General features: G+C 64.3%; 20 protein-coding genes. 12 read left to right on the forward strand and 8 right to left on the reverse strand.

All coding sequences use genetic code 11. From position 1 onward, the window contains the following. Positions 1 to 75: 75 nt before the first annotated feature. A complete protein-coding gene (locus JQN66_RS04105) occupies positions 76 to 1,686 on the reverse strand; it encodes a dolichyl-phosphate-mannose--protein mannosyltransferase (RefSeq protein ID WP_204676739.1) in 1,611 nt (536 codons plus the stop codon). A gap of 31 nt (positions 1,687 to 1,717) precedes the next feature. On the opposite strand from JQN66_RS04105, the gene rsmI reads away from it, so the two are divergent. Then, entirely contained in the window at positions 1,718 to 2,614 is an 897-nt protein-coding gene (gene rsmI / locus JQN66_RS04110; protein ID WP_204676740.1) for a 16S rRNA (cytidine(1402)-2'-O)-methyltransferase, read from the forward strand. A 136-nt stretch (positions 2,615 to 2,750) separates the two neighbouring features. After that, on the forward strand, positions 2,751 to 4,235 hold the full coding sequence (locus tag JQN66_RS04115; RefSeq protein ID WP_204676741.1) for an NAD-dependent succinate-semialdehyde dehydrogenase: 1,485 nt from the start codon (positions 2,751 to 2,753) through the stop codon (positions 4,233 to 4,235). Between the two features lie 69 nt (positions 4,236 to 4,304). Here JQN66_RS04115 and JQN66_RS04120 read toward each other — a convergent pair whose 3' ends face one another. From JQN66_RS04120 to JQN66_RS04130, 3 genes are read right to left on the reverse strand one after another with little or no spacing between them, the layout of a single operon-like run. After that, positions 4,305 to 6,743: a transglutaminase TgpA family protein gene (locus tag JQN66_RS04120; protein WP_204676742.1), complete on the reverse strand. Its 2,439-nt coding sequence runs from the start codon at positions 6,741 to 6,743 to the stop codon at positions 4,305 to 4,307. After that, on the reverse strand, positions 6,740 to 8,065 hold the full coding sequence (locus JQN66_RS04125; RefSeq protein ID WP_204676743.1) for a DUF58 domain-containing protein: 1,326 nt from the start codon (positions 8,063 to 8,065) through the stop codon (positions 6,740 to 6,742). The genes JQN66_RS04120 and JQN66_RS04125 overlap by 4 nt, the downstream gene beginning before the upstream one ends. Before the next feature lie 12 nt (positions 8,066 to 8,077). Beyond that, positions 8,078 to 9,040 (reverse strand): AAA family ATPase, encoded by a 963-nt coding sequence (locus JQN66_RS04130; protein ID WP_204676744.1) that lies wholly within the window; start codon positions 9,038 to 9,040, stop codon positions 8,078 to 8,080. A gap of 213 nt (positions 9,041 to 9,253) precedes the next feature. Here JQN66_RS04130 and JQN66_RS04135 point away from each other — a divergent pair, with 213 nt between their 5' ends. From JQN66_RS04135 to JQN66_RS04155, 5 genes are all read left to right on the forward strand, one after another. Next, complete coding sequence (locus JQN66_RS04135; RefSeq protein WP_239464137.1) at positions 9,254 to 10,225, forward strand: TatD family hydrolase; 972 nt, start codon at positions 9,254 to 9,256, stop codon at positions 10,223 to 10,225. Positions 10,226 to 10,480: 255 nt separating this feature from the next. Then, positions 10,481 to 11,659, forward strand: coding sequence for a resuscitation-promoting factor (locus JQN66_RS18585; protein WP_204676746.1), 1,179 nt, complete (start codon positions 10,481 to 10,483; stop codon positions 11,657 to 11,659). Between the two features lie 106 nt (positions 11,660 to 11,765). After that, positions 11,766 to 12,647, forward strand: coding sequence for a 16S rRNA (adenine(1518)-N(6)/adenine(1519)-N(6))-dimethyltransferase RsmA (gene rsmA, locus JQN66_RS04145; protein ID WP_204676747.1), 882 nt, complete (start codon positions 11,766 to 11,768; stop codon positions 12,645 to 12,647). A gap of 2 nt (positions 12,648 to 12,649) precedes the next feature. After that, positions 12,650 to 13,582 carry a 4-(cytidine 5'-diphospho)-2-C-methyl-D-erythritol kinase gene (locus JQN66_RS04150; protein WP_204676748.1) on the forward strand — a complete coding sequence of 311 codons (933 nt, stop codon included), beginning with the start codon at positions 12,650 to 12,652 and terminating at the stop codon, positions 13,580 to 13,582. A gap of 114 nt (positions 13,583 to 13,696) precedes the next feature. After that, the gene (locus JQN66_RS04155; protein WP_204676749.1) at positions 13,697 to 15,067 is read left to right on the forward strand and encodes an NAD(P)/FAD-dependent oxidoreductase; all 1,371 of its coding nucleotides are present in this window, start codon (positions 13,697 to 13,699) and stop codon (positions 15,065 to 15,067) included. Positions 15,068 to 15,111: 44 nt separating this feature from the next. On the opposite strand, the gene JQN66_RS04160 is transcribed toward JQN66_RS04155, so the two are convergent. Genes JQN66_RS04160 through JQN66_RS04170 form a run of 3 tightly spaced genes read right to left on the reverse strand, consistent with a single transcriptional unit; the run spans position 15,112 to position 17,559 of the window. Next, on the reverse strand, positions 15,112 to 15,681 hold the full coding sequence (locus JQN66_RS04160) for a hypothetical protein (protein WP_204676750.1): 570 nt from the start codon (positions 15,679 to 15,681) through the stop codon (positions 15,112 to 15,114). Then, a complete protein-coding gene (locus JQN66_RS04165) occupies positions 15,678 to 16,847 on the reverse strand; it encodes a MalY/PatB family protein (RefSeq protein ID WP_204676751.1) in 1,170 nt (389 codons plus the stop codon). Before JQN66_RS04165 ends, JQN66_RS04160 begins: the two co-directional genes overlap by 4 nt. Next, positions 16,834 to 17,559 carry a PIG-L deacetylase family protein gene (locus tag JQN66_RS04170; protein WP_204676752.1) on the reverse strand — a complete coding sequence of 242 codons (726 nt, stop codon included), beginning with the start codon at positions 17,557 to 17,559 and terminating at the stop codon, positions 16,834 to 16,836. Before JQN66_RS04170 ends, JQN66_RS04165 begins: the two co-directional genes overlap by 14 nt. A 39-nt stretch (positions 17,560 to 17,598) precedes the next feature. Between JQN66_RS04170 and JQN66_RS04175 the strand changes: the two genes are divergently transcribed. The 4 genes from JQN66_RS04175 (at position 17,599) to JQN66_RS04190 (ending at position 20,726) form a co-directional block, all read left to right on the forward strand. Further along, entirely contained in the window at positions 17,599 to 18,300 is a 702-nt protein-coding gene (locus tag JQN66_RS04175; RefSeq protein WP_239464138.1) for an SDR family NAD(P)-dependent oxidoreductase, read from the forward strand. A gap of 274 nt (positions 18,301 to 18,574) precedes the next feature. Next, positions 18,575 to 19,681 (forward strand): AAA family ATPase, encoded by a 1,107-nt coding sequence (locus JQN66_RS04180; RefSeq protein ID WP_204676753.1) that lies wholly within the window; start codon positions 18,575 to 18,577, stop codon positions 19,679 to 19,681. Positions 19,682 to 20,199: 518 nt separating this feature from the next. Beyond that, positions 20,200 to 20,508, forward strand: a complete 309-nt coding sequence (locus tag JQN66_RS04185) for an ArsR/SmtB family transcription factor (RefSeq protein WP_074493743.1) — start codon at positions 20,200 to 20,202, stop codon at positions 20,506 to 20,508. Continuing rightward, positions 20,505 to 20,726, forward strand: a complete 222-nt coding sequence (locus JQN66_RS04190; RefSeq protein ID WP_074493741.1) for a hypothetical protein — start codon at positions 20,505 to 20,507, stop codon at positions 20,724 to 20,726. The genes JQN66_RS04185 and JQN66_RS04190 overlap by 4 nt, the downstream gene beginning before the upstream one ends. A gap of 277 nt (positions 20,727 to 21,003) precedes the next feature. Here the strand turns inward: JQN66_RS04190 and JQN66_RS04195 are convergent, their stop codons facing one another. Then, positions 21,004 to 21,291 (reverse strand): phosphotransferase, encoded by a 288-nt coding sequence (locus JQN66_RS04195; protein ID WP_204676754.1) that lies wholly within the window; start codon positions 21,289 to 21,291, stop codon positions 21,004 to 21,006. 699 nt (positions 21,292 to 21,990) lie between these two features. Here JQN66_RS04195 and JQN66_RS04200 point away from each other — a divergent pair. After that, on the forward strand, positions 21,991 to 22,803 hold the full coding sequence (locus JQN66_RS04200) for a DUF418 domain-containing protein (protein WP_204676755.1): 813 nt from the start codon (positions 21,991 to 21,993) through the stop codon (positions 22,801 to 22,803). Positions 22,804 to 22,926: the final 123 nt, after the last annotated feature.

A 22,926-nucleotide genomic window follows, 5' to 3' on the forward strand; every position in this document is an offset into this window, starting at 1 on the left:
CGACATTGTTGGTGACGCGTTCCATAGGAAAACCGCATCTATTGGTGGTGCGCGGAGCGCGCAAACCGCCGGGGACTACCCCCAGTTGGGGATCCAGAGCAGCGCGCGCCAGTACTCATCGGCGATCAGCTCGCCGCTCCAAATTGGCCAGAAAAGGGCAGAAACCAGGAGCAGCACTGCCAGGAACACGGAGACCGCGGCAACCCGGGGGCGTGTAGCCGCGCCCCGGCGCGGATCGCTGGAAATGAACTTCCCTATCATATACGTCAGAGCGAGGACCATGGCCGGAACCATCGGCAGGGTGTAGAAGAAATACATGGTGCGCTCGGGGTACATCAGCCAGGGCAGGAAGCCGGCGGCGCCGGCCGAGAGGATGGCTCCGGCGCGCCAGTCCCGCGCGCCGATCCACCAGAGGACCAGCAGCAGCATGCTCAGCGAGCAGGCCCACCACATGACCGGGTTCGGCAAGTCCGTGATGACCTCGGTGCAGCGGGAAACCTCGCATCCGTTGACCCCCTGGTCGTAGCCTTCGAAATAGAACATCACGGGGCGTCCGGCGAAGGGCCAGGTCCACGGGGAGGACTGCCAGCCGTGCGGGGATCCCAGACCCGTGTGGAAGGTGTAGCCGGCCTGGTGGTATTCCCACAGCGAGCGCAGCGGCGCCGGCAGCCAGCCGACTCCCTCGCCGGGATGCTCCTCGGCCCAATGCCGGTAGCGTCCGCCGCTGGTGGCGAACCAGCCGGCCCAGGTGGACAGGTAGGTCAGCAGGACCACGGGCATCATGGTCGCGAAGGCGTAGACGCCATCGCGGGTCAGCGCCGAGCTGAACCATTTGTGGATGCCGGCGGTGCGCCGTGCGGAGAAGTCCCAGAGCACCGCCATGACGCAGAACACCGCGACAAACGAGAGCGCCGACCATTTCACGCCGACCGCGCAGCCGAGCATCACCGCGGCGGCAAGCCGCCACGGCCGCCACCAGAGCATGGGGCCGTGGGCCAGCAGGAAATCGTCGGGCCGGTTGCCGGCAGGCACCGCGAGTTTTTTCGCCAGCGACAGCCTGCCTTGGGCGCGGTCCTTGAGCAACGCGTAGAACGCGGCGGCGACGAAGAACATCAGGAAGATGTCCAGCAGCGCGGTGCGCGACATGACAATCGAGTGCCCGTCGACGGCCATCAGCAGCCCGGCAACGCCGGCCAGGTAGTGCGAGCCGAACAGCAGTCGGGCGCTGAGCGTGACGAGCAGGACCGCCAGGGTGCCGAACAACGCAGCGGAGAAACGCCAGCCCATGCCGTTGAAGTCCCCGAACAGCAGCATGCCCAGGCCAATCAGCCACTTGCCCAACGGCGGGTGCACCACAAAGGACGGATCGCTGGTCAGCCGCGGATCACCGGCGATGAACTGCGCGTTGACGTCCTCTTCCCACTCGCGTTCATAACCGCTTTGCAGCAGCGAATAGGCGTCCTTGACGTAGTACGTCTCGTCGAAGATCAGCATGTGGGGATGCGACAGGTTGATGAAACGCAACAGCCCTGCAATGAGCGTGACCGCCAGCGGTATGATCCACATCAGCGGTCCCCGGGGAGCCGTTGCGGTCAGCATCCGAAGTTTCAGGCTCTCCAAGGTGAAGGCCTGGCGGGCAGATCGCACGTGACCGGTGTCCGGGGTTTGCAAGGCAAGGGGGCTCATCAAGAGTCATGCTACCGGCGAGCTTGGCAGAATGTGCGCTTTTCCCACATCGCGTAGGCTAAAGAATGTGCAGAACTCAGAGAATGAGGGCGTCATCGTCCTGGGAGCCACCCCGATAGGCAATTTGTCCGACGCGTCCCCGCGCTTGAAGGAAATCATGCTGAGCGCGGATATCATCGCCGCGGAGGACACCAGGAACTTCCACCACCTGGCCAACGCCCTGGGGTTGAAGATCAATGCCAGGGTCATGAGCTTGCATGAACACAACGAGGCCCACAAGCTCTCAGAGGTGCTGGAGCTGGCCAAGGCCGGATCCACCATCCTGGTGGTTTCGGATGCCGGAATGCCCGCGGTTTCGGACCCCGGCTACCCGTTGGTGGCCGCCGCCCTGGACGAGGGAATCCGCGTTACCGCGGTGCCCGGCCCGTCCGCGGTGCTCACCGCCCTGGCCCTGTCGGGCCTGCCTACCGGCCGCTTCACCTTCGAGGGATTCCTGCCGCGCAAAGCCGGCGAACGCCGCAAGCGGCTGGACGCGCTGCTGCACGAGGAGCGCACCATGGTGTTTTTCGAAGCACCTCACCGCGTCGCAGATTTCCTGGAGGCGGCGATCGAGGCCTTCGGAGCCGACCGGCAGGCGGCGGTGGCCCGCGAACTGACCAAGAAGTTCGAGGAGGTCCGTCGCGACAGCCTGGGCGAATTGCACCGCTGGGCGCTTGGAGGGCTTCGCGGGGAAATTGTGGTGGTGGTCTCCGGTGCCCCCGAACCCGTTGCCGCCTCCATCGAGGACCTGCTGCCCAAGGTCGCCGAACTTGTCGCCGCGGGAACCCGGATGAAGCAGGCCGTGGCGGATGTCGCCGAGCAGTTCGGGGTGAAGAAGCGGGACCTGTATGAAGCCGTCTTGGCCGAACGTAAGGTAAGTGAAATATAGCCGATTTGCCGTAGGCTGAATGCACAATGAATTCGCGCTTTCATAGTGCAACGGGCGATTTACAGCGCCCGCGTGGCAAGAATAGCGTTGGGATCAACGAAGATTAGCTTCATTTAGATTTTCAGGAGATGTGCGTATGTCGATTACCGCTCAGCGCGAAGCCGAGTTGCTCGCCAAGGTGCCAACCGGCCTTTTGATCAACGGCGAATGGCGCGATGCCTCTGATGGCGGCACCTTTGACGTGCTTGACCCGGCCACCGGAGAAAAGCTCCTCACCCTGGCCAGCGCCACCAGCGAAGATGCCATGGCAGCCCTCGACGCCGCCGATGCAGTCCAGGCCGAGTGGGCCCTGACCGCTCCACGCGAGCGCGCCGAGATCCTGCGCCGCGCCTTCGATCTGGTCACCGAGCGCAAGGACGACTTCGCGCTGCTGATGAGCCTTGAAATGGGCAAGCCGCTGGCCGAGGCCTACGGCGAGGTCACCTACGGCGCCGAGTTCCTGCGCTGGTTCTCCGAAGAGACCGTGCGCCACTACGGCCGCTACATCACCACTCCTGAGGGCAAGAACAAGGTCCTGGTCCAGCACAAGCCTGTCGGCCCGTGCCTGCTGATCACCCCGTGGAACTTCCCGCTGGCCATGGCCACCCGCAAGGTCGGCCCGGCAGTTGCCGCAGGCTGCACCATGGTGCTCAAGCCGGCCAAGCTGACCCCGCTGACCAGCCAGCTGTTCGCCGCCACCATGATGGAAGCCGGCCTGCCGGCAGGCGTGCTGAACGTGGTCTCCGGTGCTTCGGCCTCGAAGATCTCCGGTCCGCTGATGCAGGACGACCGCCTGCGCAAGGTCTCCTTCACCGGCTCCACCCCGGTGGGCAAGCAGCTGATGAAGGACGCCGCAGACAAGGTGCTGCGCACCTCGATGGAACTGGGCGGCAACGCGCCGTTCATCGTCTTCGAGGACGCCGACCTGGATGCCGCAGTCGAGGGCGCCATGGCCGCCAAGATGCGCAACATGGGCGAGGCCTGCACCGCGGCCAACCGCTTCCTGGTGCACCAGGACGTGGCCGAGGAATTCACCGCCAAGTTCGCCGCGGCGATGAAGGCGCTGAAGCCGGGACGCGGCACCGAAGCCGACTCCACCGTTGGCCCGCTGGTCGAGGAGAAGGCCCGCGACGAGGTTCACGCCCTGGTCGAGGCGGCCGTGGCCAACGGCGCCACCGCCCTGGTCGGCGGCGCCCCGGTTGAAGGCCCGGGCTACTTCTACCAGCCGACCGTGCTGGTCAACGTGGCCAACGACGCGCAGATCCTGGGCCAGGAGATCTTCGGCCCGGTCGCCCCGGTGACCACCTTCACCTCTGAAGAGCACGCCATCAAGCTGGCCAACGCCTCGGAGTACGGCCTGGCGTCGTACATCTACTCCAAGGACTTCAGCCGCCTGTTCCGCGTGGCAGAGCAGATCGAATTCGGCCTGGTCGGATTCAACGCCGGCGTGATCTCCAACGCCGCTGCGCCGTTCGGCGGAGTGAAGCAGTCGGGCCTGGGCCGCGAGGGCGGCGCCGAGGGCCTGGCCGAGTACACCACCGTGCAGTACATCGGCATCGCCGATCCGTACGCAGCCAAGTAGGCAGCTAGCACCAGCAGCTGGCGGGCGGTCCCTTGTGACAGGGGCCGCCCGCCAGCTTTTTAACGCCGCCTACGGAGCCGAGGCCCGGGGCGCCCGGGAATCGTCAAGCCGCCGCAGCCTTGCCGAGCGCAGGGAAGCGGGGAACAGCGCCGCGGCCATCCGGGAGCGCAGCGGCAGTGCCAGGTGCAGTTGCGCCCGCACCGTCTGCAGGTCGGAGACCAGCTGCGCCGCGGCATCGGGTTCCGGATGCCGCGCGGCGTAGAAGCTGGCCTGGACGGCAGATTCCAGCCGCCGCAGTTCGCCGTCGAGCCGGGCGAAGTCGTCGCCGATCCTGCGTGTGTAGTCGCTGACCGACTCCTGCTCGCCGGCCCGCCTCCCGGCATCGGCGCCGATGGCCTGCAGCTCCACCCACAGGGCCTCGGCCGCGGGCCCGCCGCCGGCGGCGATTAATGCCTGGCGTTGCCTGGACAGCCGCCGGCGCCGCAGCGGGGCCAGCGAGAGCGCCCCGCCGACCACTGCGATCAGCAGCGCCAGCGCCCACCAGCTGTTGGCGGGTTCTCCCGTGGCCGCCTGCGGCGCGGCGGCCGGCGCGCTGGTCTCGGCCGATTCCGCGGGACGCTGGGTGGCGCGGTCCGTGGGAACTTCCTCGTCGCCGAACCCCGCCGGCCCGGCGGTGCTGGTTTCCTGCGGGGCATAGCTCGGCGGCTGGCCCTGGCCCGGGGTCGGCTCGAAGGGAACCCAGCCCAGGCCCTGGAGATAGAGCTCGGGCCAGGAATGCGACTGCTGCCCGGTGACCGCATAGCCGGTCAGCGTGGTGCCCGGATCCAGCCGCGATTCGAGCTCGCCTTCGACGGGGTCCTTGCCGATTTCCACGCTCTTGCCGTTGGCCTTGCCCGGGGCGTAGCCCACCGCGATCCGCGAGGGGATCCCGGCCTCCCTGGCCATCAGGGCCATGGCGGAGGCGAAGTGCACGCAGTATCCCTGCCGGCGTTCCAGGAAGGCTTCGACCACACGCTTGTTCGCGCCGTCGTAGCCTTCACGCAACGGGGTGCGCTCGGAATACCCGAACTTGCGCGAGCGCAGGAAATCCTGGATCGCCACGGCCTTCTCGAAATCGCTGCCGGTCGCCTCGGCGTCCCGGTAGGCCTCGTCCAGCGCGCCGTCCAGGGCGGTGCGCAGCGTGTTCTTCGGATCCTCCGGCAGCTGGCGGTAGATTTCGCCGGGCGCGTCCGGGGCCACCCCGCCGAAGAATCCCAGGTTGCGGGCCATCTGCGGGCTGAGGTCCAATTCCGAATAGGCCACCGAAATGTCCCCGGTCGCCGCCACGGCGTCGCCGCTGAGCCGCGCCACCGAGGACTCGGGGACCCAGTTCCAGTTGCCGACGATGCCCTCCACGAAGTAGCTGCGGTCCGGCAGCGGCAGCACCGGGGAGGAGATGCCGTTGGCCCACTCCAGCCGGGCCACCCGCTCGTTGGCGTTGAAGGTGGTGAAGTCCTCCTGCATGGCAGTGTTGCCGAAGTAGGTGTCCTCCGGCAGCGCCTCGTTCGGTTCCCAACGGGCCTGGGACAGATCCTCGATGACCGAGGTGCGCAGGTAGGGGGCCTTGTCCGAACTGGTGTAGTAGCTGAGGATGGTGCTGCCGTTGTTGGCGCGCAGGTCGCGGCCCAGCGTCAGCAGCGGATCGACGTTGCTGGCCAGCAGGTCGCCGGAGGGGCGGATGCCCTCCGGCAGCATGCCCTTGCGGAAGCCAGGCATCCAGAAGCTGGCCGCCAGCATCGCCGCGATGCACACCAGTGCGGTGGCGGCCAGGAAGCCCAGCTGGCGCGGACCAGGGAACTGCGCAGCGGCAGGCTGCTGCCCGCCGCGGAACAGGTAGGGAAGCAGCGCCGTGTAGCCCAGCACCGCGGCCAGCAGCAGTGCCACGTTCCAGATGCCGGCGCCTTCCTGCTTGAACAGCGAAGCGATGACCGGGGCGAAACACAGCGGGGCGATCACGAGCAGCGCCACCTTGCGGAAACTGGCCAGCAGCTCGACGAGCAGGCTGATCGCCACCGCGCAGACCAGGATGGCGAAGGCCACGTAGCGCGAATAGGCCACCGGCGGCACCTGGGTGGACAGCTGCAGGGCCGCCTCGGAGAGCACCGCGTTGAACCACTGGAAGCCGCTCAGCGTGTACCCGGTGGACAGCATGGCTTCGTGCTGGAACAGCGCGACCAGGCCGACCAGGGCGGCGACCGGGTAGGCGAACCAGCGCAGCCCGCTGATTCCGCGCAGCACCCCGGCGCTGAGGTGGATGGCCAGCACCGGCAGCACCAGCCCCGGGAACCAGGCTCGTCCCTCCACGACGCCGGTCAGCGAGGAGAAGCCGGCAAGCACCGCCACGGCCAGGCAGACCGCGGCTGTGGCACGGGCCAGCAGGTTGTGGGCCAAGGGTTCGGTGGGCGCCGGCCGCCGCGGCTCGGCCTCCCGGGCCGGGAGGGCGGGGGAGTCGTGCAGGGCCGCTCTCATGAGACGCCTCGCGCGTCATCCAGCGAACCGTTGCCGTGCAGCACGTGGATGTTCCATCCGGTGCGGGCCAGCAGCTGCTGGACCTGGGCATGGCGTTCGGGGTGGGCGGCCAGCAGGAACAGCTCCACATGGCGCACCGTGCGGGACAGGGCGGCCAGGGCCGCGGCCTGGTCCGGGCTCAGGTGGCCAAGGATCATGATCACCGGTTCCTCTCGCATCGAGAGCAGCTCGCGGTGCAGGTTCGTTCCAATCAGGTCCTGGACCGGGCGCTGGCCCGACGCGGAGGGCAGCGGACCGAGTTCCGCGCTGGCCAGATGGAAGTCCTCGAAGCTCGAACGGGCGGCATGCTCGGAAAGCTGCAGCGAATCCCCGCCCACCAGCGGGCTGCCGTCCAGATCTCGGAACAGCAGCTGGTACCCGCTCTCCGCGTAGCGCTGGCCGATGCTGCAGGCCAGCGACAGCGCGTTCTCGAACCGGCGGCTGCTGGCCAGCTCCGGCCCCAGTCCCTGGGGGATGCCCACGCGCAGGTCAGCGCCGCCGGATTGCCAATGCTCCCCGGTGCGGTCCAGCACCATCAGCGCCTGGGCGGTGGCCACGTGGTTCTCCTGGCGCACCATGAGTTTTCCGTGGCGGGCGGTGGCCTTCCAATGCACCTGGCGGATCGAGTCCCCCTGCTGGTAGTCGCGCGTGGCCACGTCGTAGTAGTCGGCCGTGGTGCTGCGCGAGAACCGGGCATCTCCGGTGAGCATGCGTTCGCCCAGCGAGGCGAACCGCGACAGCGGGTGGATCTGGGCGCGCACCGGCACCGGCTGCGGCTGTCCGATGGACACCATGCCGCGGATCAGTCCCAGCGGATCGGAGATCACCTGCCGGGCCGGGCCCAGCAGGTGGATGCCGCGCGAGCGGAACACCAGTTCGTAGTCCACCGCGCCGGGGCCGGCCAGCTCGGGGCCGGGGCCGAAGCCTTCGGGCAGGGTTTCGCGCAGGCGCACCTCGTCAGGGCATTCGAGGGTGACCAGCGCGGCCTCTCCCACGGTCGCCGCGGGGGAGTGCAGCGCCCGGCGCAGGCTGGTGGTGCGCCGGGCGCGCAGGACGATCAGCCAGCTGGAAACCGCCAGCGCGGCCAGCCCGACGCCCAAGGCCATCAGCTCGTGGCGCCCGAGCACATAGGCCAGGGCGACCAGCCCCGCCCCGGCACCCAGGGTGTACCAGCCGCGCGGGGTGAACAGGTCCAGATGCCACCGGCGCAGGGCCTCGGGGCCCTCGTCGGAGCGCGTCCAGGACAGGGCATTGCGCGAGTCGAAGCGCTGGGGCTTGTCCATTTGTCCACCGCCCTAGCTGACCGGTGTGCTGGCCAGCAGTTCCTGCATGACGGCGGCAGGTTCCACGCCGTCGGCCAGGGCGCGGCGGGTGAGGATCAGCCGGTGCCCGAGCACCATTTCGGCCACCGCGCGCACGTCTTCGGGCAGCACGTGGTCCCGGCCGGAGATCGCGGCATGCGACTTGGCGGCGCGCACCCACTGCAGCAGCGCGCGCGGCGAGGCGCCCAGCTGCACCTGCGGGTGTTCGCGCGAGGCGCGCCCCAGATCCACCACGTAGGCGCTCAGCCGGTCGGTGACCGTGACGAGCTTGACCTGGTCGATCATCCGGACCAGCTCCTGTAGCCGCAGCACCGGAACCAGCGACTGGAGCGGCTCGTCCCGGTGGTGGCTGCTGAGCATGGCCAGCTCGTCGTCGCGCTGCGGGTAGCCCATGGAAATCCTGCCCATGAACCGGTCGCGCTGGGCCTCGGGCAGCGCGAAGGTGCCCTCGGAGTCGATGGGGTTCTGGGTGGCGACCACCATGAACGGGCGCTGCAGCGGGTGGGTGATGGAATCCACCGTCACCTGCTGCTCCTCCATGCACTCGAGCAAGGCGGACTGGGTCTTGGCATTGGCGCGGTTGATCTCGTCGGCAATCACGATGTTCGCGAAGATCGGGCCCGGATGGAAGGTGAACTCATGGGTCTGCGGGGAATACACGGAGACGCCGGTGACATCGCTGGGCAGCAGGTCCGGGGTGAACTGGATCCGGTGCACCGAACCGTCCACGCTGCGCGCCAGGGATTTGGCCAGCATCGTCTTGCCGACCCCCGGCACGTCTTCCACCAGCAGATGGCCCTGGGCCAGCAGCACCACCATGGCGTTGGTGACGGCCTCGGGTTTTCCGGTGATGACGGTTTGCACCGCTTCGAACACGCGCTGGCAATTGTGCCTGAACGACGAGTCGAGCGAAGGCAACGTTGGGTTTGCGCTCATGCGCATCCTCCTGACAGGTTCAGCCTGCTCGCAAGGTTGTTGGGCGCAGTCGAATCCAGATAGCTGTTGCACATATCGTATGGGGTTCTTTTGTCCAGCAACAGACTCTAATTGCCTGAATTCGGACCCGCCGGCTGCGGCCTGCACCGTCGTGGTGAGAGAATGTCTGGTGGGCCCAGCGCCCGGAAGAACAGCGGATGTGAAGGACCAGCGGTGGCAGCGAAGAACGAAACGACGAACCCCGGCGATATCTACGCCGGCATCCCCACGGCCTACCGTCCGGACGCCCAGCAGGTTGCGGCGGCAGACGGGGAGCGGGGCCGATCCGGGACCAATGAGAAGGGCGGCTCGAAGCGCAACCTGCGATACCCCGAAGCGCCGGCCCCGCTGCCGGTGGCGGTGGTGGACAACCACACGCACCTGGACTTCCTGGACGGCGAGGTCCGGGTCGAGGCCGCGGATGCGCTGGCCGCTGCGGCGGCCGTAGGGGTCAAGGGCCTGATCCAGGTCGGCTGCGATGTCGAGTCCTCCGAATACGCCGTCAAGGCGGCCAATGACTTCCCCAACGTGCTGGCCGCCGTGGCGATCCATCCCAACGATGCGGCGCGGCTGGCAGAACGCGGAGCCCTGGAGGAGGCGATTGCCCGGATCGAGCAGTTGGCCGCCGATGACCGGGTGCGCGCCATCGGGGAGACCGGACTGGACTATTTCCGCACCGGCGAAGAAGGGCATGCTGCCCAGGAGCATTCGTTCCGCGAACACCTGCGCATCGCCGTGGAGCAGGGCAAGGCGCTACAAATCCACGACCGTGACGCACACGACGATGTGGTGCGGATCCTGAAGGATTCGCCCCTGCCCGGGCGCGTGGTCTTCCACTGCTTCTCCGGAGGCGCCGAGCTGGCGCGGATCTGTAATGAGAACGGCTGGTACATGTCGTTCGCGGGGACCGTCACCTTCAAGAACTCGCATGACCTGCGTGAGGCGTTGAGCCTTGCCAAACCCGAGTTGCTGCTGGTGGAAACCGATGCCCCGTTCCTCACCCCGCACCCGTTCCGGGGACGGCCCAACGCCAGCTACATGATCCCGTACACCGTGCGTTTCATGGCCGAAACCCGCGGCGCGGATCTGGCCGAATTCTGCGCGCAGCTGGAGGCGAATACCCGCGAAGTGTACGGGGCATTCTAGACCCGTCGAATGTGTTGATGGCCATATGACTGTTGCCTGAAATATAACAATTCGGTTACGGTAGATGCAGATGTGTTGAACGACGGTGCCCAATTACAGGGCGGCTGGTTGAAACGCAGCCTGATCCTGGTTCCAGAGCCTGGGAAACACGGCGCAGAAACTGAATGATAGACAGGCGGCCTAGCCGCCGGGCCGGACAGCTTTTCCGGGGCACCTTCCGGAGCCCGGCCTACAAACGATGGGGATCTCACTACCGTGACTCACTTGCTCAAGAACCGCTGGGCTAAATACCTGGTCCAGGCGCTCGCCGTGGCCCTGGTGATTGCCGGCACCGTTTTCTATATCGCCGGCCAGAAATCAATCACCATCTCCGTCGACGGCGAGAGCAAGGTGGTCACCACCCGTGCCGCCACCGTGGCTTCCGTGCTTGAACAGCAGGACATCGCCCTGGGCGAGCGCGACGAGATTTCCGTGGCGACCGACGCCCCGGTGGTCGATGCGCAGAAGATCGAGATCAAGCGCAACAAGTCGGTCCAGGTCAACCTGGACGGCACCGAACGCGTGGTGCACACCACCGGCATGACCGTCGCCGATCTGGTCGAGGAACTCGACCTGGAAAAGGGCGCCGAGATCTCCATGGATGAATCGCAGAACCTGGCGGCAGTTGCCAGCGACATCAAGATCATCACCCCGAAGGCAGTCACCCTGCTGGTGGACAAGAAGAAGACCGAGGCGTCGACCACCGCGCAGACCGTCAAGGAGCTGCTCGCCGAACAGGGCGTCTCCCTGGGCGACGACGACGAGGTCAACGTCAAGGTCAAGAAGGACACCGAGAAGGACGTCGAGACCAGCACCAAGATCGCCGACGGCCAGCAGATCGAGGTCATCAAGGTCAGCATCAAGACCTGGGACGAGACCCGCGACATCGCCTTCGAAACCGAGAAGGTCAAGGACAAGAACCTGGCCAAGGGCAAGACCAAGGTGGAAACCAAGGGCGAAAAGGGCGAGCGCGAGCTGACCCTGCGCCAGGAGACCCGCAACGGCAAGAAGGGCGAGGAAGAAGTCCTGAAGGCCAAGGTCACCAAGAAGCCTGTTGCCGAGGTCGTCAAGGTCGGCACCAAGGAAGAAAAGAAGGAAGAGAAGAAGGATTCTTCCTCGAAGGTCACCAAGGCCCCATCCGGCAGCGTTTCCGCGAACTGGGCCGCACTGGCCAAGTGCGAGTCCGGCGGCAACTGGTCGATCAACACCGGCAACGGCTACTACGGCGGCCTGCAGTTCTCCGCTTCGTCGTGGCGTGCGGTCGGCGGCACCAAGTACGCACCGCTGCCGCACCAGGCAACTCCTGCCGAGCAGGTTGCCGCGGCAGAGAAGCTGCGTGCCAGCGGCGGCTGGGGTCACTGGCCAGCCTGCTCGTCCAAGCTGGGACTGCGCTAGGCACCGCCCCGAATAACTTCATTGAGCGCAACGCGCCGGTTCACTGGAACCGGAGCGTTGCGCTTTTCGTGCGTCCGGCTCCGGCTGAACTAGAATTGAGAACGTGATGTCTAAGGAATCTATGCCGCTGCTTGGGGCCACCGAAATCCGTCGTCTGGCCGATGAGCTGGGGATCCGGCCTACCAAGACCCTGGGCCAGAACTTCGTGATCGATGGGAACACCATCCGTCGCATCGTGGCGGCCGCCAACGTCTCCCCGGAGGAGACCGTGCTGGAGATCGGACCGGGGCTCGGTTCGCTGACCCTGGGCATCATGGACGCCGCCGCCAAGGTGGTCGCCGTGGAGATCGATCCGCCGCTGGCCAAGCGCCTGCCGCAGACCATGGCCGAGTTCCGCCCGGGCCGTGAAAACGACCTGACGGTGATTCTCTCGGACGCCATGAAGGTCACCGAACTTCCCGGCGAGCCCACCGCGCTGGTGGCGAACCTCCCGTACAACGTCGCGGTTCCCGTGGTGCTGCACCTGCTGGAGCACTTCCCCTCGATCCGCCACGGCCTGGTCATGGTGCAGGACGAAGTCGCCGACCGCATGAGCGCGGGCCCGGGCAGCAAGATCTACGGCGTGCCGTCGGTCAAGGGCGCCTGGTACGGAACCATGCGCAAGGCCGGAGTCATCGGCATGAACGTCTTCTGGCCGGCCCCCAAGATCCAATCCGGCCTGGTCGGGTTCACCCGCGACACGGACCGCAGCGATGCACCGGACCGCAAGCAGGTCTTCGCGATCATCGACGCCGCGTTCGCCCAGCGCCGCAAGACCCTGCGCGCGGCCCTGTCCGGCTGGGCAGGTTCCGGCATCCGCGCCGAGCAGATCCTCACGCTGGCGGGCATCGACCCGAAGGAACGCGGCGAGAAGCTGGACATCGACGCGTACATCGCGATCGCCCGCGCCGCCGAGCAGGTTCCGGCCGAGCCGAAGCCAGAGTCCTAGACATGGCCAAACAGCGAGTCATCGCCACCGCGCCGGGCAAGATCAATGTCTACTTCCGTGTCGGCCCGCCCCGCGCGGACGGCTACCACGAGGTCGCCAGCCTGTACGTCGCGGTGTCGCTGCTGGAGCAGATCGAGGCGACCCTGCGCGAGGACGGGGAACTGCAGCTGAGCCTGGAACCGGGCTCCGCGGTGGTCTCCGATCCGGAGAACTTCCCGCTGGGCGAGCACAACCTGGTGTACAAGGCAGCGCAGCTGCTGCGCCAGCACACCGGCTGCACCCTGGGCGCGAACCTGCATATCACCAAGCGGGTGCCCATTGCCGGCGGCATGGGCGGCGGTTCCGCGGATGCGGCCGCGACGCTGGTGGCCTGCAACGAGCTGTGGCAGACCGGCCTGGACCGCGAGGAACTGGGCCGCCTCGGAGCCCGGCTGGGCGCGGACGTGCCCTTCGCCCTGATGGGCGGCGCGGCCATCGGCCTGGGCATCGGTGACAAACTCGCCCCGCTGCTCACCCGCGCCAAGACCCAGTGGGTCCTGATTCCCGCCAGCTACGGGCTGTCCACCCCGCGCGTCTACGCGATGCTCGACCGGCTGCGCAGCGGGCAGGAAATCGCGGTGCCGCAGGAGGTGGATCCAGGCGTCATCGAGGCGCTCATGCACTCGGACGCCCAGGCCCTCTCCCAGGTGCTCGTCAACGACCTGACCCAGGCATCCCTGGCGCTGGCCCCGGAGCTGGGGACCGTGCGCGACCTGGCCGAAGGCGCCGGCGCGCTGCGGGCCATGGTCTCCGGCTCCGGCCCGACCCTGGCGCTGCTGGTCCGCGATGCCGAGCATGCCGAACAGGTGCGCGCCCAACTGGGCGACGAGGTGGGCGTGGCCACGCTGGCGGTCAGCGCCCCGGCTCCCGGTGCGAAGGTCGAACTCTCCGAGTAACCTCCGGTTATTTTGCGCCAAACTCTTGTCAGGCTGTTGCCCGGCTCATAGGGTGAATCCTGAACCCGCAAAGTGAAGCACGTTCATTTTGCGATGCGGCAGTGAAGGATTCTGATGATCAACGGTCACGTCTCCCATTGGTGGGAGCACATCGGTCTGCCCGATCCTCGCCCGACCCTTACCGGCCACCACACCGCCGATGTGGCGATCGTAGGCGCCGGCTTCACCGGGCTGTGGACCGCCTACTACCTGGCCAAGGCGCAGCCGGGGCTGAAGATCATGGTGGTCGAGTCGCGCCATGTAGGCTACGGCGCCTCCGGCCGCAACGGCGGCTGGCTGACCAACACCGTCACCGGCGGCCGGGAACGCTACGTGAAGAGCCATGGCCGCAGCGCCGCCGAGGCGTTCCAGGACGCCATGAACCGCACCGTCGCCGAGGTCATCGCCGTCTGCGAGGCCGAGGGCATCGAGGCGGACATCCAGCAGGGCGGCGAATTCGAGGTCGCCTGCACCCCTGCCCAGGAAAGCCGCCTGCGCTCGCACGCGAGGTCCGAAGCCCAGTGGGCGCACACGGACACCAGACTCCTCGAAGCTCCCGAGGCTTGCGCGAAAATCAATGTCGCCGGAACCCGGGCGGCGCTGTGGCACCCGCATGCAGCGCGCATCCACCCGGCGAAGCTGGTCAAGGCCCTGGCCGCGGTGGTCGAAAAGCTCGGCGTCACGATCTACGAAAACACCCACGTCACCACCATTCGACCGCGCCAGCTGGAGTTCGAGGGCGGAACGCTCAACGCTGAATTCATCCTGCGTGCCACCGAGGGCTTCACCGCCGGCATCAAGGGGCACAAGCGGTTGTGGCTGCCGATGAACTCCTCGATGATCGCCACCGAGCCGCTGAGCCAGGGCCTCTGGGAGGACCTGAACTGGAGCAGGGGAGAGGTGCTGGGCGACTTCGCCCACGTCTACATGTATGCCCAGCGCACCGCGGATGACCGCATCGCCATCGGCGGACGCGGGGTGCCCTACAAATTCGGCTCGCGTACGGACACCGACGGCAAGACGCCGCAGGTGACCATCGACGGGCTGAGCGAGGTGCTTCACCGGATGTTCCCGCAGACCGCCTCTGCCCGCATCGACCATGCCTGGTCTGGTGTCCTCGGGGTGCCGCGCGACTGGGCGGCCACCGTGGGCCTGGATCCGGCCACCGGCCTTGGCTGGGCCGGAGGCTACGTCGGCACCGGCGTGGCCACCACCAACCTTTCCGGGCGCACCCTGCGCGACCTGGTGCTGGGCGAACCCACCGAGCTGACCGAGCTCCCGTGGGTCAACCATCGCGTGCGCCAGTGGGAGCCGGAACCACTGCGCTGGATCGCCACCAAGGGACTGTACGCCGCGTACGGCTGGGCCGACCGCAGCGAGCTGGACGGGCGCGGCACCACCTCGCCGATTGCCCGCATGGCGGACCTGATTACCGGCAAGCCCTAGCGGGGACGCCTGTCGCGTGGAAGGGCCGGAAGCGATGCCTGAGGTCAGCCGGCCTTCGGCTCGGGGCCGGCCATGTAGAGCAGCGCCCTGTCGTAGTCGCTGAGCAGGTCAATACGAGTGAGATTCTTGAACCGGACATTAACGACTTTCTCGTACCAGCGTGTGTTCGGATTGATCATGTGAATCCATGCTGATTTGCGGCGCAATTCTACAACCGTGCCAATCCACAACTTGTCCGGGGCTCGCTCTTCCTCGTAGAGCAGGATAAGCGGCGCAGTCGCAGAGGTTGTGCCGTAGATGCTCCCGGCAGAGCCCAGATCGATGTCGTCGAGGTTCAGCTGGGGTGCCGCCGGTGTCCGGGATTCAATGAACGGCATGAATTTGCGCTTCAGCTTCACCCTCTCGAGGTCTGCAATGCGCAGGATCATGTATCCGTTGAAGTACGCCCTGTCGCGCAATTTCACGAGCAGGACCCAGTCCTCGCCCAGCTTGCGGACGATTCCTTCCTCGCGTTCGTCCGGCGCAACACTGCGTGTGAGCTTCACTGGAATCTGCCCGTCGAGCGAATGGGCCAGCTTCCGCCGGATTTTTGATTTCGACTGTTCCTTGCTCACAATCCATCCGTCTTCGATGCGGCCTGTCCCATGCGCTTGATGGCTTCGACCAGGATCGGGCGGGGGAGCGCGAAGTTCATGCGCACGAACCCCTCGGACCCTTCGCCGCATTGGGCGCCCTCGACCAGTGCCACGCGGGCCTGGCTGAGGAAAAACTCGGCCGTTCGTTCGCCGTGCCCCAACGCCCTGGCATCCAGCCAGCCCAGATAGGTCCCCTCCGGCGGGAGCCAGAACACCCTGGGCAGATGCTCTTCCAGCAGCTCTGTGAGCAGATCCCGGTTGTCCCGAAGATAACCCAAGACCTGCTGGCGCCACGGTTCCCCGCTGTTGTACGCCGCGATGGTAGCCAGTTTGCCAGGAGTGGAGGCTCCATGACCGATGAAGAATCCCTTGTCCCGCCAGAGGTCCAGATCGGCCGGGTTGGAAAAGACCAGTTGCGCGCACTTGAGGCCCGGCATATTGAATGCCTTGGTCGCCGAGGTTGCCGTGATGGCGTGCGCAGCAGTTTCCGGCGACAGCGAGGCATAGGGCACATGGGCCCCCTCGAAAACCAGCGAGGAATGGATCTCGTCCGAGAAGACCCTGGCTCCGTGCTCCTGGACGACTTCCGACAGCGACTGCAGTTCCTGCCGCGTGTAGACCTTGCCGATGGGATTGTGCGGATTGCACAACAGCACCAGACCGCCGCCGTTCTGCAGCGCTTCGCGGATGCCGGATAGATCCATCTGCCACCCGGAGTCGCCGCGCAGCATCGGCACCTGGATAATTCGGCGGTTCTTGAGCGCCGGATAGGTCAGGAACGGCATGTAGGCCGGGGTTGGAACCACGACCGCGGCCTGCGGTTCCAGGAAGATGTCCAGCACGGCACCAAGCCCGGCCAGCACATCGGCAATTGGCGCGATGAAATCAGGATCGGGCGTCCAGCCGAAGTTCCTGCCGTAGTAGTCGCTGGCCGCTGCCGCCAACTGCGCATCGAGCGCCGGAGGCGGGTAGCCGAAGAGTTCCGACTCGGCGTAGTCGCGCAGCGCTCGGCGGATGGGGGCGGCCAACGGGTAATCCATCTCCGCCACCCACGCCCCGATGGCGTGCTCATGGGCGGTCCACTTCAGCGATCCGTTGGCGCGCAGCTGCTCTTCGGTCAGCCCATCCCACTCAGCGGTAGACACGGAAGCCCACCCTTGCCGGGCGGTGTTCTCCCAGCACCATCTCAACTTGTGCCCGCGCCTGGTCCTCGATCGAGTCAGGGCTCAAGGCCGCGAGGTATTCGCGGTGTTCGCTTAATGCGGCGATGGCGGCATCGATGTCCTGCTGTTCGATCTGGACGCAATGCGTCGGCGCCCCGTCGGCGAAAACAGCGATCATCTGCACTTCGGTATGCGGTGGATCGGTGAGTTCGGGGAAGATCCAGGAGTTGGCTGCGTCGGAGACCGCATCGAGAACGGCTCGGCCCACGGCCTGGTGGTCTGCTGAGTTCCGGTAGACGCCGCCGAAGGTGCGTTCAAAGTTCAACGTGATGACCACATCGGGGCGGTGGCGGCGGATCGCTGCGGCAAAGGCGCGGCGCAGCTCGATGCCGTATTCCAACCTGCCGTCGGGCAGACCCAGGAATTCAAGCTCCTGAACTCCGACATGGGTTATGGCCCGCCGCTGCTCTATTTCGCGCAGCGGCCCGGCCTGCGCCGGGGCCATGGTCTCGATTCCTGCTTCGCCGGCGGTCGCCAAGACGTAGGCTACCTCTTTGCCCTGCCGGGTCCAGCGGCTCACCGCCAGTGCGGTCCCGTACTCGGGGTCGTCGGGGTGCGCCATGAGCACCAGCGCCCGCTGCCAGTTCTCGTCGAAGACTTCCAACTCGGGTTCGTCGATTCGCGTGGTATCCATGGGCTCGATTCTTCCCCAAAGGGCTGCGCAATACCAGCAATGGCGGATACGCTAAACGGCATGGACTTGGAACTTGATGGAAAAATTGTGCTGGTTGTCGGCGGGACCGGGCTGATCGGCTCCGCGGTGGTCCGCTGCCTGCGGGCCGAGGGAGCGATCGCCATCAGCGCCGCACGTTCTGCCAGCACGGACCTGCAGCTGGATGCAAGCGATGAGCACTCGGTGCAGGCTGGCATCCAGCAGGTGATGGACATGCATGGACGGATCGACGGCTTGGTGCATGCCGCCGCACCCAGCGCCAGGACACTGGATCCGGCCGGGAACTCCGACCCGGCCCGTGTCATGGAAGCGGTGCAGGGAAAGGCTCTGGGGTTCTTGCGCATGGCCAACGCGGTGCTGCCGCATATGCGGGCAGCCGGCTCCGGACGGATTGTCGGGGTCTCCGGCCAGAACGCACTAGTGACCGGAAATATCGCAGGTTCGGTGCGCAACGGGGCACTGATCACCATCGCGAAGCACCTGGCCGATGAGCATGCGGGGATGGGGATCGGCATCAATACCGTAAGCCCGGGAATCGTCAGCGAGCATCCGGCGACCTCGGTAGCGCCTGGCGGTTTCGGCGATACGACGCCGACGCAGGTCGCCGAGGTGATTGCCTTCCTGCTCTCACCGCGGGCCGCGGGGCTCAGCGGTGAATCGATGGCCATCGGGCACCGGGTGCGCGGCATCGTATCGATGTAGCAGCAAAAGCAGTCGTTTTTGGTGTCCCATAGGCCGAACCCTCCGCAGGACAGCTGACATGAGAAATTGGGCCGTGTAGTCATAGATTTGCACTTTCCCAGAATCCAGCCACGCCCCGAGGCCGCTGGCTCGGTATTCCAAACGATCGCTCCATCCGTTTCCGAGTCTCGTTCCGGCAAATTCAACAAAGCACACCAATAGCTTTGATCAATTCACCCTCATTCATCAAGTACACAGGAGTACACTGAGTACACAGCTATTCACAGGAGAAATCTTGGTCAGTCAGCAAATAACTCAGAATCCTTTCCGTCCCACGGCAGGAGCCGAGCCACCGCAGCTCATCGGCCGAAGCGGACTATTAGACGAGTTCTCCTACGGTCTGCAGATCCGATCCGGTGCCCCAGGCTTGCTCACTATTTTCACCGGAGCCCGCGGTATCGGCAAGACCGTCATGCTCGGCGAGGCTGAAGATCTCGCGCGGGCCCAAGGATGGCTAGTGGTCTCGGAGACTGCTACGACAGGTTTCCTGGGACGAATAGGTGAAGCCATGCGTTCAGCAGCTGAAGAGCTGGGAGAAGGGCCTAAAGGCCGCCGGATTACGGGCGTCGGAGTCGCAGGCTTCTCGATCACCGCTCAGTTGCCTCCGGCCCAGCAACTGGGATGGAGGCAATTGGGCGAACAACTGCTGCAGTTGCTTGAAGAGAAGCGCACCGGGTTGGCTATCACCCTAGACGAGATTCACGGTGCCAACCGTGATGAACTTGCTCAGCTGGCAGCCTTCGTTCAGCACTTTATCCGCCAAGGATCGCCAATTGCCCTATTGTTTGCAGGCTTGCCCGCCTCCGTCTCCGATCTGCTCAATGAGGGCGTCGCAACATTCCTCCGAAGAGCAGACCGGATCGACTTGCATGCCGCGGCAATCCGCGAGGTTGAGGACTCCTACCTCGAAACGTTTGCAAGCCTGGAGCACCCAATTTCGTCGAAACTCGTTCGGAAAGCAGCCGAATCAACCGGAGGCTACCCATTCCTCATACAGCTGGTGGGGTACCACTTGTGGCAGATTGCGGAGTTCAAAGATGCCCCGCTGACGGCAGCAGACGTTGAACTGGCTTTAGCTGCCGCGCACCGGAAAAACACTCGCGTAGTCCTAGCCTCGGCATTGGCCACGGCATCGCCCAAGGATATTGAGTTCTTACAGGCAATGTCTGAAGATGATGGGCCATCGAGCACCGCTGATATTGGCAGGCGTCTCGGAGACGCAAAAAATACCATCGGCAACTACCGAGCCCGGCTCATTGACGCCGGGCTCGTCCAACCCGCAGGCCGCGGACTGCTTGATTTCGCCATCCCTGGTCTACGTGAGTATATCTCCGGGATTTGATGCTAAAAGGACGCAGTTCATCAATCACAGCAAGCCTTTGCCCTCTAAGGAGGAGCCCGAGATTAGGCTTCAGTTCCGACCTACGATGAGTGCTTTATCCAAAAATTGCGGGCTCTAGCGGTCAAAGAAGTATCGCTGTGTCGTTAGAGGAACGCTCACTGGGACAGTGGTCTAACGCTGTCGCTAATGTGATTGGTCGCCATGAACCGTCGCATTGGATCGATCATGAGTATGTGCGTTTTGAGCTAGCCGTCCAACGTAAGCGACGCTCGTTTGCAGTATCAAGTTTCTGTTCTACCCCAGGACTGCGAGCTTTGATAAGGGGAGTGTGTTGCGGATCGCTGAGTCAGATTATCTTCGACATCTGGAACAGACATTTGCAGGTCGATTACAGGCTTAGTGATCAGCCCGGCACAGGGTGCATTTCTGGGCGTTCCTCCCCGGCCCCTTACTTGCGCAATTCACCCTGTAAGCATATTGTTACATATGATATAGTTTGCTAACAGTCGGGAGATGAGATGGATGCAGAACTACTCGCTCAGACGCTCAGCGCTCTCGGAAGTGCACCCCGTTTACGAATCATCGCCTCACTGAAATCGGAGCCAACTCACGTCAGCGAACTAGCCCGGCGGCTGAGGATGTCTCGCCCGCTGCTATATCAGCATCTAAACCGATTGGAAGCCGCCGGGCTCGTCGAGAGCGACTTGGAGCAGACCGGAGAGAACCGGCTGAAGAAGCATTACTGGGTCACGCAGTTCGCTTTTGAAATCACCCCGGACCTAATCGATCACATCGTTCATCAACGACAGGAAGAAGAACCATCATGACGCTTGCCTCCGCCGTATTCCTCATTATTCTCGCTGCGGTTCTACCGCTCGCGACCTTCGTCATTCTCACCGTCTGGGTGGTTCGCACCGTCACTAGAGCACGGCAAGAGACAGCAGCGGCGATCGATGGATCGAATAACCTCATCGTGGAGCACTTGCGCAACATCACCGGACGGCTGGATCGTATCGAGAGTCAGCTCAGCGATATCCCCGAGTAGTCACGGGGGTGGTTCACGCTCCGGGTTCCTCCTACGGGCGTTCGCGTATGGCGACCAGCTTATGGGACGGTACTGCCTTATGGCGTTAGTTAGCCAGGTCGGTCAAGGTGTCCAGCATCAGCAGGGGCGATTCATGTCGCGAACGGCCGTACATCAAGCTCGAATCCGCACCCTCAGGGTTTCGTAATGGCGCTACCAGCGGATAGGTAGATGCCATGGTGTAAGCGCAGCCTACGGAGACCGTGGACAGTAAATCGACGGAGGCGGCCGCAGGGTTTTATTGTCGGTAGGCACCAAGCAATCGGGCCAGCCCGGTCAGCCAGTCGCCATCAGCCATGATGGTGTGCGGGTCGCATCCAATGCGGGCGATTTCCCAGACAAGGTATTGAGGTGCTGGTGGTTGAAAATCAATGACCGCTGCAACTTTCTCTTTACTCATTAGCAGGTTCGGCGAGGCGAAATCACCGTGCAGGATTTGCATTCCCAACAGTGGGAGACTTTCGAGGATCGCCTGTGCCTTCGATAGCAGCGAGCGGCGTTGCACAGCAGAATGCAGCGCGCCCACTGCTGATCCGAACTCAGAGAGTCCAGACGCTGGTAGTCGTCGATCAGCTTGTCAAAGCGGAACCGTGCCCGTGCAACGTCGATGATCCCTGTAGCTGGTCGAAGTGACGGCCGGTATGACGGGTACCGGGCTAAAAGTCGCTGGAGCTTACCAAGAACCAGACCCACGTTCTCCCAACGTTTGCCTATCAACCCGTCTTCTGCGGTCGTGGTTTCAGCCATATAATCCAAAAGCGACAAGGCCATACCCTGAGTCTCACCGATAACCCGACCGGCGATGGTGCGGTGAACCGATGGCACCGGCACTCCCCCCGGCACAGGCGAACATAGCTAGATCTACTGCGGATTGGTCCTGGTCAATCGTGTTGCGATCGCGATACACCTTTACGAACCATTGGCGCCCGTCCGTATCTTCGGCGACAAAGTTATCTGCCTCCGTTCCCGCAGGTACTCTAACCGCCACTTATTGAATTACAGTTAGGTGCTTCACATTCTAAATTATTCAGCACAAACAGCCCGATTGGAAGGACTTGACGCGCTCCGCGGGTTCGCGCTCATGGGGATACTTCTCGTTAACTTCCCTGAGGTAGTAGGAGTTCACGAGATCAGGCCAGACGGACAGGTCTACCAATGGCTTGATTTCCTTATTGAGGGGCACTTCTTCCCTCTCTTTTGCCTCCTATTCGCTATCGGATTCGGTATGATGTGGCGCACCGCCCCGTTACGAACCAGCCGTCCGCGCTTTGCGCTGGTCCGCCGTCTACTATTGCTAGGAATACTCGGCGTCTTGCACAGCCAACTTCAGCCCAGCGAAGTGCTCTTGCTCTACGCACTGTGTGGCTTTTTCATTCTTATCCCCATGACGTTTCTCCCTCCAGCGAAATGGGCGCGCTGGATTCTATTCATTATCGGAGCACTACTTATCGCAGTAGGCGGCTGGGTAGGCGGCTGGATGCTCATCGCGGGACTGTTCGTTGTTGGTTTCCTAGCCGGACAGGCACGTATCCCAGAACGTATAGCCAGCTCGACCCACACCAGAAGAGTTTCAGCTTTCATCGCTCTCGCCTGCGCAGCACTGAGCTTGTTCGGATTCTGGCTGAAAGAAGCCGTAGAGAATGGCAATGCCAGTGCCACCCCCGGGCAGCTGCCAACCCTGTTGATGGCTGCCGGATACGTGGCCATGTTCATCACCCTGCTGCGTACCCCCGCGTGTCGCGTATTGACTCAAATTTTCGCACCGCTGGGGAAAATGTCACTGACGAACTACATTACCGCCACACTGCTAATGATGGTGGCGAAATATCTTGCGCCAGGAGGATGGTGGGAATCGGGTACGGTAGCGGCATGGATCACTACGTTCGCATCATGTGCAGTGATCCTAGCCATGCAATGGGCTTGGTCTAAGGCCTGGCAGCAACGGTTCGAACAAGGACCTTTAGAACGTGTATGGCGTAACTTCACTTGGTGGGGCAAATCAAAATCAAACTCTCAGCAAAGCCCTAGCCAGAAATAATACATACCTGAATCGTCCGGGGTTTCATGCTGCTCCCATTTGAGAGAATGGAAAGCATGAGACCCGGGGCTTGACAGTGTCTGGACAATTGGCTAGCTACAACAAGTGATACAAAACGGTTAG

Source organism: Glutamicibacter protophormiae (genome assembly GCF_016894325.1).
GTDB classification, from domain to species: Bacteria; Actinomycetota; Actinomycetes; order Actinomycetales; family Micrococcaceae; genus Glutamicibacter; species Glutamicibacter protophormiae.